Annotated in this window: 11 protein-coding genes; 4 read left to right on the forward strand and 7 right to left on the reverse strand. The window is 60.8% G+C overall.

Annotation, left to right across the window (positions count from 1 at the left end; genetic code table 11):
- Nucleotides 1–14: 14 nt before the first annotated feature.
- Complete coding sequence (locus ACR0BA_RS17465; protein WP_170407999.1) at nucleotides 15–890, reverse strand: 3-hydroxybutyryl-CoA dehydrogenase; 876 nt, start codon at nucleotides 888–890, stop codon at nucleotides 15–17.
- Between the two features lie 165 nt (nucleotides 891–1,055).
- On the opposite strand from ACR0BA_RS17465, the gene ACR0BA_RS17470 reads away from it, so the two are divergent.
- Nucleotides 1,056–1,883 (forward strand): DUF6473 family protein, encoded by an 828-nt coding sequence (locus tag ACR0BA_RS17470; RefSeq protein WP_480729200.1) that lies wholly within the window; start codon nucleotides 1,056–1,058, stop codon nucleotides 1,881–1,883.
- A gap of 49 nt (nucleotides 1,884–1,932) precedes the next feature.
- Here the strand turns inward: ACR0BA_RS17470 and ACR0BA_RS17475 are convergent, their stop codons facing one another.
- From ACR0BA_RS17475 to ACR0BA_RS17500, 6 genes are all read right to left on the reverse strand, one after another.
- The gene (locus tag ACR0BA_RS17475) at nucleotides 1,933–2,862 is read right to left on the reverse strand and encodes an electron transfer flavoprotein subunit alpha/FixB family protein (protein ID WP_170361565.1); all 930 of its coding nucleotides are present in this window, start codon (nucleotides 2,860–2,862) and stop codon (nucleotides 1,933–1,935) included.
- Nucleotides 2,862–3,620, reverse strand: coding sequence for an electron transfer flavoprotein subunit beta/FixA family protein (locus tag ACR0BA_RS17480; RefSeq protein ID WP_170342626.1), 759 nt, complete (start codon nucleotides 3,618–3,620; stop codon nucleotides 2,862–2,864). Before ACR0BA_RS17480 ends, ACR0BA_RS17475 begins: the two co-directional genes overlap by 1 nt.
- 311 nt (nucleotides 3,621–3,931) lie before the next feature.
- Nucleotides 3,932–4,504: a cob(I)yrinic acid a,c-diamide adenosyltransferase gene (locus ACR0BA_RS17485; RefSeq protein ID WP_093965304.1), complete on the reverse strand. Its 573-nt coding sequence runs from the start codon at nucleotides 4,502–4,504 to the stop codon at nucleotides 3,932–3,934.
- Nucleotides 4,505–4,708: a twin transmembrane helix small protein gene (locus ACR0BA_RS17490; RefSeq protein ID WP_093965306.1), complete on the reverse strand. Its 204-nt coding sequence runs from the start codon at nucleotides 4,706–4,708 to the stop codon at nucleotides 4,505–4,507.
- Nucleotides 4,709–4,788: 80 nt separating this feature from the next.
- Complete coding sequence (locus tag ACR0BA_RS17495) at nucleotides 4,789–5,616, reverse strand: SDR family NAD(P)-dependent oxidoreductase (RefSeq protein WP_170541967.1); 828 nt, start codon at nucleotides 5,614–5,616, stop codon at nucleotides 4,789–4,791.
- Nucleotides 5,617–5,684: 68 nt separating this feature from the next.
- A complete protein-coding gene (locus ACR0BA_RS17500; RefSeq protein WP_480729203.1) occupies nucleotides 5,685–6,311 on the reverse strand; it encodes an SH3 domain-containing protein in 627 nt (208 codons plus the stop codon).
- A 199-nt stretch (nucleotides 6,312–6,510) separates the two neighbouring features.
- Here ACR0BA_RS17500 and ACR0BA_RS17505 point away from each other — a divergent pair, with 199 nt between their 5' ends.
- The 3 genes from ACR0BA_RS17505 to ACR0BA_RS17515 all read left to right on the forward strand — a co-directional run.
- A complete protein-coding gene (locus ACR0BA_RS17505) occupies nucleotides 6,511–8,859 on the forward strand; it encodes a DNA topoisomerase IV subunit A (RefSeq protein WP_480729205.1) in 2,349 nt (782 codons plus the stop codon).
- 97 nt (nucleotides 8,860–8,956) lie between these two features.
- Complete coding sequence (locus ACR0BA_RS17510) at nucleotides 8,957–9,547, forward strand: hypothetical protein (protein WP_170361569.1); 591 nt, start codon at nucleotides 8,957–8,959, stop codon at nucleotides 9,545–9,547.
- A 116-nt stretch (nucleotides 9,548–9,663) separates the two neighbouring features.
- Nucleotides 9,664–9,774: GTP-binding protein (locus ACR0BA_RS17515; RefSeq protein ID WP_170744588.1), on the forward strand; the 111-nt coding region annotated here is incomplete at its 3' end.

The raw sequence follows: 9,774 nt of genomic DNA on the forward strand, positions 1-9,774 counted from the left end.
GGTCTCTTGACGGCCTAGCGCGTCGGGACCGGAACCTCGCCACGGTAGTCGTAAAACCCGCGATCGGTCTTGCGGCCCAGCCAGCCGGCCTCGACGTATTTCGTCAGCAACGGGCAGGGGCGGTACTTTGTATCCGCCAACCCATCATGGAGGACGTTCATGATGGCCAGACAGGTGTCCAGCCCGATAAAATCGGCCAGTTCCAGCGGACCCATGGGGTGATTGGCGCCCAGCTTCATGGACTGGTCGATCGACTGAACACTACCGACCCCTTCATACAGAGTATAGACAGCCTCGTTGATCATCGGCATCAGGATACGGTTCACGATGAAGGCCGGAAAATCCTCGGCGCTGGCGGCGGTTTTGCCCAACCGATCCACCACGGCCTTGCAGGTGGCGAAGGTTTCTTCGTCGGTGGCGATACCGCGAATCAACTCGACCAATTGCATGACAGGCACCGGGTTCATGAAGTGGAACCCCATGAAACGCTCCGGCCGATCCGTCCGGCTGGCAAGCCGTGTGATCGAAATGGACGAAGTGTTCGACGTCAGGATCGTGTGGGCCTGCAAATGCGGCTGCAGATCCTCGAAAATCGCCTGCTTGATGGCCTCACGTTCGGTCGCGGCTTCGATCACGAGGTCCGTCTGGCCGATCTCCGGAAGATTCAGCGTGGTCTTGATCCGCTGCAATGCGGCCTGCATCTCGTCGTCACCGATCTTGCCGCGTGACACCTGACGAGCCAGGTTGCCCTTGATCGTCTCAATGGCAGCATCCAGCGCATCCTGGCTGATGTCGTTCAGCAGAACGTTATACCCTGCCAACGCCATCACGTGGGCAATTCCGTTGCCCATCTGGCCCGCGCCGATTACTCCGACTGATTTCACGTCCATATTGAACTGCCTTCCGCATCAAGGTTCAGGGGGACATTATCGGCAGTCCGGGTTGGGCGGCAAGGGGTTGGGACCGGTCCAATTCGCTTCAAATGCGCACATTAGAGTTTTCTAAACACCTAAGGCCGCAGAATGGCAATTGGGTGAAGAAAATGGGTGGCTGACATGAGTTATCATGAGTCGGGCGCGACCGGTGTCGAGGAATCCGTCTGCCGGTACAGGGCGTCAAAACTGTGGTTTCGCGGGCCAAAGCGTGCGTTGCAGGTACCATATGTGGCCTGCGTCGGCGGCACCGAGACATTCGGTCGGTTCGTCGATTCTCCGTTTCCCGCAGCGTTGGAGCAGCGGCTGGAAATGCAGTGTCTGAATCTGGGCAGTCTGTTCACGGGTGCCGAGGGATTGGCGCGGGATCCGGAAATTCTGAGCCTGATGAATGGCGCCGAGGTTTGCGTTCTGCAACTGCCCTCGGCGCTGAATCAGTCCAACCGGTTCTACCGTGTTCATCCCCGACGCAATGATCGGGTGCTCCAGGCAACCTCGGACCTTTCCGCGTTGTACCCCGAAGTTGACTTCGCCGACGTTCATTTTGTGCGGCACCTTATGTCCAGGTTGTCGGCATTTTCGGACGCACGCTTCGAAGTGGTGGCCGCCGAGTTGCGGCGGGCTTGGGCAGAGGCGCTTCGCACCCTGTTGGACAACGTCACCAGCCGGGTTCTGCTGCTGTGGCTGGACTGGGATCACAGCCCGGCAGTCGGGCTGGTTGCGCGTGGGGTATCTGATCCGGTGCCAATTACACAGGCCATGATTGATGGAGTGTCGGATGGAGGGGTAGCAACCGTGAAGATGACGGTGCGCCCTTCAGGTGCTTCGAATGATCTTGAGGACATGCTGTTCGGTACGATGCAGCAACCGATGGCGGAATATATGATCGGGCCTGCCACGCACCGGGCCATTGCCGAACGTTTGCTGCCTGCGATCCGTGACCTCGAATGAAAAAGGCCCGCCGATTGGCGGGCCTTGATCGCTTCGAAGTCTGGACGTATCAGCCCAGCTTTTCGGTCAGCTCCGGCACGGCCTGGAACAGGTCCGCAACCAGGCCGTAGTCCGCGACCTGGAAGATCGGAGCTTCTTCGTCTTTGTTGATCGCGACGATGATCTTCGAATCCTTCATGCCGGCCAGGTGCTGGATCGCACCCGAAATGCCAACCGCGATGTACAGATCGGGTGCAACGACCTTGCCGGTCTGACCCACCTGCCAGTCGTTCGGGGCATAGCCCGAGTCGACTGCCGCACGGCTGGCACCAACCGCCGCGCCCAGCTTGTCGGCCAGGGCTTCTATCAGTTTGAAGTCTTCTTCCGAGCCAACACCACGGCCGCCCGAGACAACGACGCCGGCCGAGGTCAGTTCCGGACGGTCGCTTTCGGCGACCTTGTCCTCGACCCAGTCCGACAGGCCGGGGTTTTCACCGACCGATACGGTCTCGACCGGGGCCGATCCGCCTTCGCCGGCCGCATCAAAGCTGGCCGTACGGAAGGTGATGACCTTCTTGGCGTCGTTCGACTTGACGGTCTGGATCGCGTTGCCCGCGTAGATCGGGCGCTCGAAGGTCGAGCCGTCCACCACGCCCGACGCGTCCGAGATGACCATCACGTCCAGCAGCGCGGCCACGCGCGGCATCACGTTCTTGGCGTCGGTGGTGGCGGGCGCCACGATATGTTCATAGCCATCGGCCAGGCTGACGATCAGCGCGGCGGTCGATTCGGCCAGACGGTGGCCCAGCGACGGGTCTTCGGCGACCAGGACCTTGGACACGCCGTCGATCTTGGCGGCGGCTTCGCCGGCTGCGGCGGCCGAGCCGCCCGCGGCCAGAACGGTCACGTCACCCAGCTGCTTGGCTGCGGTGACCGCCTTGGCGGTTGCGTCCATCGCCAGTTCGCCATTGTTGACTTCGGCAAGCAGAAGTACAGCCATTACACAGCCCCCGCTTCTTTGAGTTTCCCGACCAGCTCGTCGACCGAGCCCACGATGATGCCAGCGGCGCGTGCCGGCGGCTCTTCGGTCTTGACGACTTCGAGGCGCGGCGTGACGTCGACGCCGTAATCGGCGGCGGTTTTTTCGTCCAGCGGCTTTTTCTTGGCCTTCATGATGTTCGGCAGCGACGCATAGCGCGGCTCGTTCAGGCGCAGGTCGACGGTGATGATGGCCGGCATCTTGACACTGATGGTCTGCAGACCGCCGTCAACTTCACGCGTGACCTTGGCGGTGTCGCCTTCGATGTCCAGTTCGGACGCGAAGGTGCCCTGGCTCCAGCCCAGCAGTGCCGACAGCATCTGACCGGTGGCGTTCATGTCGTTGTCGATCGCCTGCTTGCCGCACAGAACCAGTCCGGGCTGTTCTTCCTCGACCACCTTGGCCAGGATCTTGGCAACCGCCAGCGGCTCGATGTCCTGGTGGACGTCATCCGCAGCAACAACCAGAATGGCGCGGTCTGCACCCATCGCCAGCGCGGTGCGCAGCGTTTCCTGCGCCTGCTTGACGCCGATCGAAACGGCCACGACCTCGTCGGCCTTGCCGGCTTCTTTCAGGCGGATCGCCTCTTCGACGGCAATCTCGTCGAACGGGTTCATCGACATTTTGACATTGGCGAGATCAACACCGCTGCCGTCCGCTTTGACGCGAACTTTCACGTTGTAGTCGATCACGCGCTTGACAGGCACAAGTACCTTCATTTTTGCGTACGCTCCTTACAAAAACGGCAAGCCGCAATGCGACTCCACCAATGCTCTCGTCGGCCTAGATAGCGCCTTGCGGGGCGTCGGGACAGGGCAAAATCGTCACGTCATGTCGTGGGGACGTCGCGTTTCACGCTTTTTGACGTGAAGGAACGAAATATTGTTACCCGGCCGATGGGCGGTTTTGCCGCGCCGGATGGTGCGAAATCGCTCTCAAGAAGTTTTTGTCTCAGCGGGCCGCGCCCGCCCTTCGGGTCGCTTCTTCGCCCTTCCGGTCGCCACAACGTCCGCTGGACGTTGTGCCGCTTTCAGCGGTTCGCGCCCGGAACCCACAAGACGTCATCGCGGCCGCCATTGTTGGCGCAGCGGGCTGCCACGAAGAACCAGTCGCTGAGGCGGTTGAGGTATTTCACCGCGGCCTCGTTCACCGGTTCCATGTTAGTCAGTTCGACTGACAGACGCTCGGCGCGCCGCGAGACCGTGCGGCAGACATGCAGATGCGCCGCCAGCTTTGATCCGCCCGGCAGGATGAAACTGCGCAACGGCTCGAGGTCGGCGTTCATCGCGTCGATTTCCGATTCCAGACGATCGATCTGGGCCGGGGCGATCCGCAGGGGCGGGTAGTCGGCCTCGGCGTCTTTTTCCATGTCGGGGCGGCACAGGTCAGCGCCCAGGTCGAACAGATCGTTCTGGATGCGGGCCAGCGCCGCATCGACCTCGCCCTCGGCCTCGGTGCGGGCCACGCCGACAAAGGCGTTCAGTTCGTCCACCGTGCCATAGGCCGCCACGCGGCCCGAGTATTTCGCAACCCGTTCGCCATTGCCCAGCGCGGTTTTGCCGTCGTCGCCGGTGCGGGTGTAAATCTTGTTCAGAACGACCATCTACTGCACTCCCTGTCCACGCAGATAGACGTAGAGCACGATCAGCACCACGGCAATGAATTGAAACAGGATGCGCAGCCGCATCATCTTGTTGCTTTTCTTGGCAGCCGCCATGCCGCCCTTGCCGAAATTGGATATGCCGATGGCCAAAACAACGACGACCGCCGCCATGGCCAAAAGAAGTACGCCCATTAGAAGGTCCATGAACTCACCGTCCGCATTTGTTGTATCCTTTGCGCACCATCTAGCGGGGCGGCCCGCGAAAGCGAACGGGTAATTTCGTCTCAGATACCCGAAAGGATGCGGTCTATCGTGCCCGTTGGCAGAATGCGGCGCAGATAACCCGCGATATAGGTCGGTGTGGTCACGTAGTATCGAGCCTTGGGCGACTTTGCCTCGAGCGCGCGGGCAAGTTTTTCGGTTACCGCAGACGCCGGCAGCTCGAACCGGTCGGGACCCGAGTCTTCGTACAGACGTTTGAGCAGCGACCCCTCATACTTGTCGCGCAGGGCCGAGTTTTCCCAATCTATGAACCGTTCAAAAACCGGTATGGCTTTTTCGCGCAGTTTAGAGGTGATGGGACCGGGTTCAATCAGCACCACTTTGATGCCGGTGCCGCGCAGCTCCAGCCTCATCGTATCGGTCAGGCCTTCGATGGCGTATTTCGTGGCGACGTAGGCACCGCGCCAGGGAAAGGCGACCAGACCCAGTACCGACGAGTTCTGCACGATGCGGCCATGGCCCTGTGCACGCATGACGGGTATCACCTGGCGCGTCAGTTCGTGCCAGCCAAAAACGTTGGTCTCGAAGATATGGCGCAACCCGTCGGTGGGCACATCTTCGATCGCGCCGGGCAGCCCATGGGCACCGTTGTTGAACAGCGCGTCCAACGTGCCGCCCGTTGCTTCGAGAACACTGGCCAATCCCGAAGTGATCGTTTCGGCATCGGTATAGTCGATTCTTGGGCTGTCAAAGCCCTGAGCCCTCAGCCTGTCGCAATCGCGCTGATGTCTGCAGGCGGCAAACACGCGCCATCCGCGTGCACGCATCCCGTGTGCCGCGTCCAGACCAATGCCGGATGAGCATCCGGTGATGAGGATGGATTTCTGCATGTCTGCCCCAAAGTCGTCCTCGGCAAAAACTATTGCGAGGATCGGCCTCCGGCAATGACGGCATCACGTCAATTTGTGCTTTTTCGGATCAACGAGGAGGAAATCCAGCCAACCTGTTGCTCGGGCAACACGCGCAGGCGCAGCCAACCGGTTCCGGACTCGCTCAGAACTTCGACCTGCTGACCCATCCGCGCTTTGCCGATGATCGGATAGATCGTGCCGGGGCCGTCGCGCATGTTCACGCGGGTGCCGGACACGATACGAATGTCTTTCGGCGGCTCTACGGGTGCAGGGGCGGCTGCCGTTTCCGGTTCGGCGTCGGTGTCCAAAACCTGGACGGCCGCGTTTTCATCCAGTGACGCCAGCGAAAAGGTACCGCCGGTATTGTCGAAACTGGACAGATCAGAATTCAGACCGGCCGCGATCTGCGCCAGCAACGCCTCGGTATCGACGGCATCGGCGGCGGGGATCGGTTCCGGCTTAGGTTCGGACGGCTTGGCGGGGCGCAGGGCCACTTTCGTCACAAGCTCGGTTGCCGGGGAGGGGACCAGTGGCCCGGGCTCGGGTTTCTCAGCTGCCGCAACGACGGGTGGTGCCTCGGCGCGGGTTCCGCGCGGTTCGAATTCGGATCCACCGCTCATGACGTAGAAGAACCAGCCGAGCATGGCAAAAGTAACAAGCATAAGGCGCGTCATGGCGCATCCCCCGGTAATCATAACAACAAGAAAAAGGCAGCATTCAATTGTTGGGATCCTACCATAGTTCGGGTCCCGAGTCGAAAATCGGGGGAAATCGCCGGGTTGGCTCCCCCTGTTGCAAAAACCCCGACTTGTCCCCAGCAAAATATGCCTTGGTTGCTTTACCACGCGCGCCGGGCGTCGTATCACATCATCTATGAACGACACGATCGACGACCCCAACATGGAGGCCCCCGACGCCGGGGGCGAGGTGGCCGAACCGCTGCGCCGGGCAATTGGCGAGCGTTATCTAACCTATGCTCTCTCCACCATCATGCACCGCGCGCTGCCGGATGCGCGCGACGGGCTGAAGCCGGTTCACCGGCGAATCCTCTACGCTATGCGCGAGCTGCGACTCAGCTCCTCGGGCGGGTTCCGCAAGTCGGCCAAGATCTCGGGTGACGTGATGGGTAACTATCACCCGCACGGGGACGCCGCGATCTATGACGCGATGGCGCGTCTGGCGCAGGATTTCAACGTCCGCTACCCGCTGGTCGACGGGCAGGGGAATTTCGGCAATATCGACGGCGACAACCCGGCGGCCTCGCGCTACACCGAGGCCCGGATGACCATCGTTGCCGAGGCGTTGCTGGAGGGGCTGAACGAGGACGCCGTCGATTTCCGCGACAACTATGACGGCACGCTGACCGAACCGGTCGTCTTGCCGGCACAGTTCCCGAACCTTCTGGCCAATGGCGCCTCAGGCATTGCCGTGGGCATGGCGACGAACATCCCGCCCCACAACATCGCCGAGCTGTGCGACGCCTGTCTGCATCTGATCAAGACGCCCGACGCGCGTGACGACACGCTGCTGAACTATGTGCCGGGGCCCGATTTCCCAACGGGCGGCGTAATCGTAGAACCGGCCGAGAATATCGCGCAGGCCTATCGCACCGGGCGCGGATCGTTCCGGCTGCGTTGCAAATACGAGGTCGAGGATCTGGGCCGCGGCCAGTGGCAGATCGTGGTCACCGAGATCCCGTATCAGGTTCAGAAATCCAAGCTGATCGAAAAGATCGCCGAGCTGATCCAGACCAAAAAGATCCCGATCCTGGGCGATGTGCGCGACGAATCCGCCGACGACATCCGCCTCATCCTCGAACCGCGCTCCAAGAACGTGGACCCCGAGGTGTTGATGAACATGCTGTATCGTAACTCGGATCTCGAGGTGCGGTTCAGCCTGAACATGAACGTGCTGATCGACGGGGTGACGCCCAAGGTCTGTTCGATGAAGGAAGTACTGCGCGCCTTCCTCGATCACCGGCAAGAGGTGCTGCTGCGCCGCTCTCGTCACCGCATGGCCAAGATCGACCACCGGTTGGAGGTGTTGGAGGGCTTTATCGTTGCCTTCCTGAATCTCGACCGCGTGATTGATATCATCCGCTATGACGACGATCCCAAGGCCGCGCTGATGCGCGAGAATTGGGGCATCGACCATGTCCGCGCCACCAGCGAGGCCGACTATGTCTCGCCCAAGCCGGGCGAGGGCGAATTGTCCGAAGTTCAGGTCGACGCGATCCTGAACATGCGCCTGCGCAGCCTGCGTCGGCTCGAAGAGATGGAACTGGTCCGTGAGCGTGACGCGCTGATGGAAGAGCGCGCAGAACTCGAGGATCTGCTGGCGGATGAGGGTCTGCAATGGGCCAAGATCGCCGAGCAGCTGAAAGAGACCAAGAAGACCTTCGGCAAGGATTATGAGGGCGGCGCGCGTCGCACCCGGTTTGCCGAAGCAGGCGAGGTCGAGGACGTACCGCTTGAGGCGATGATCGACAAGGAGCCGATCACGGTCGTCTGCTCGCAGATGGGCTGGATCCGCGCCATGACCGGCCATATCGACCTGAACCGCGAGCTGAAGTTCAAGGACGGCGACGGGCCGCGGTTCATCTTCCATGCGGAAACCACCGACCGGCTGCTGGTCTTCGCATCGAACGGGCGGGTCTACACGGTCAGCGCCGCGAACCTTCCCGGTGGCCGGGGAATGGGTGAGCCGCTGCGCCTGATGGTCGATCTGCCCAACGAGGCGCAGATCGTCGATATCCTGATCCACAAGCCGGGGCGCAAATTGCTGGTTGCTTCGGATGCGGGCAACGGGTTCATGGTGCCCGAGGACGAGGTGCTGGCCCAGACCCGCAACGGCAAACAGGTGCTGAACGTCAAGGATGACGAGCGCGCGGTGATCTGCAAGCCGATCGAGGGCGATCACGTCGCTGTGGTATCACAGAATGGCAAGTTTCTGGTGTTCCCGGTCTCCGAACTGCCCGAGATGACGCGGGGCAAGGGCGTGCGTCTCCAGAAATACAACATGGCGCGCGGGCGCCAGGGCACGCTGGAGCTGGATGGCGGCCTGTCCGACCTGACGACGTTCAACTGGGAGGACGGTTTGAAATGGTCAATGGGCGGCGACAAGACGCGGCATGAGTCAGATATGTCTCAATGGCTGGCAAAGCGCGCAAGCGTCGGAAAAAAACCGCCCTATGGGTTCCCGCGCGATTACAAGTTCTCGTGATCGTGCTCCGACCACGGTGGAAATCTGCCGATACGGCTTGGCACAAGCTGCATCGGTGCGCTAGATCAAAGAAAAACACGCCTATCGAGACGAGACAATGCTGCGCATTCTTACCCTGATTACCGGACTGGCCCTGGTGGGCGCCTGCACGCAGACGCAACTCTATGAAGAACCGGAAGATCTGGGTGAATTCAAGCTGCGTGTGAACTATGCGTTTGCCGACAAGGCCGTCCAGGGGCCGGTGTCTCGTGACGCGACGCCCCAGGAATGGACCGAAGCGATCCAGAAGGCCGTCGATATCCGCCTTGGTCGCTATCAGGGCTCGCAGGAGTATGACATCGGGATCAGCCTCGAAGGCTATATGCTGGCGCCTCCTGGTATTCCGGTGATCTACAACCCCAAAAGCACAGCGATCGTTCTGGTCAACGTCTATGATGTCGGCAAGAAAGAGTTTCTGGCCAAGGGCAAGCAGTTCCAGGTCCTCGAAGATACCACCGGTGGCAGCGCTCTGAAGGGCTCGGGCAACGAACGCACCAAAGAAGAGCAGATGAGCGGTTTGGCACTGAAAGTGGCCGACCGCGTCGAGGAATGGCTGGCTGAAGAGCACAAGGACAACGGGTGGTTCGACCTGCGCCCCGGCCTGATCCAACCGATTGAATCCGGACAGGCGGTACAAAACCCGGCATAGTTTTGAGGATTTCCCTCAGGATGTGCTTGATTTTCCGCTTTGAACCAAATATCTCGCGCGCGCAGATGTAACCACGGGACCAAGGGTCCCCCAAATCGCAAAAGGGCGCCTGAGGAATGGCAAAGGAAAAGTTTGAGCGTACAAAACCGCACGTCAACATTGGCACGATTGGCCACGTTGACCACGGCAAGACGACGCTGACCGCAGCAATCACCAAGTATTTCGGC

The sequence above is a fragment of the Ruegeria sp. CI5 genome (genome assembly GCF_056536885.1).

Coding starts and splice junctions, on each gene's coding strand:
- ACR0BA_RS17475 (WP_170361565.1), bottom strand. CDS start 2,862: ATGGCTGTACTTCTGCTTGCCGAAGTCAACAATGGCGAACTGGCGATG.
- ACR0BA_RS17490 (WP_093965306.1), bottom strand. CDS start 4,708: ATGGACCTTCTAATGGGCGTACTTCTTTTGGCCATGGCGGCGGTCGTC.
- ACR0BA_RS17500 (WP_480729203.1), bottom strand. CDS start 6,311: ATGACGCGCCTTATGCTTGTTACTTTTGCCATGCTCGGCTGGTTCTTC.
- ACR0BA_RS17465 (WP_170407999.1), bottom strand. CDS start 890: ATGGACGTGAAATCAGTCGGAGTAATCGGCGCGGGCCAGATGGGCAAC.
- ACR0BA_RS17505 (WP_480729205.1), top strand. CDS start 6,511: ATGAACGACACGATCGACGACCCCAACATGGAGGCCCCCGACGCCGGG.
- ACR0BA_RS17510 (WP_170361569.1), top strand. CDS start 8,957: ATGCTGCGCATTCTTACCCTGATTACCGGACTGGCCCTGGTGGGCGCC.
- ACR0BA_RS17480 (WP_170342626.1), bottom strand. CDS start 3,620: ATGAAGGTACTTGTGCCTGTCAAGCGCGTGATCGACTACAACGTGAAA.
- ACR0BA_RS17470 (WP_480729200.1), top strand. CDS start 1,056: ATGAGTTATCATGAGTCGGGCGCGACCGGTGTCGAGGAATCCGTCTGC.
- ACR0BA_RS17495 (WP_170541967.1), bottom strand. CDS start 5,616: ATGCAGAAATCCATCCTCATCACCGGATGCTCATCCGGCATTGGTCTG.
- ACR0BA_RS17485 (WP_093965304.1), bottom strand. CDS start 4,504: ATGGTCGTTCTGAACAAGATTTACACCCGCACCGGCGACGACGGCAAA.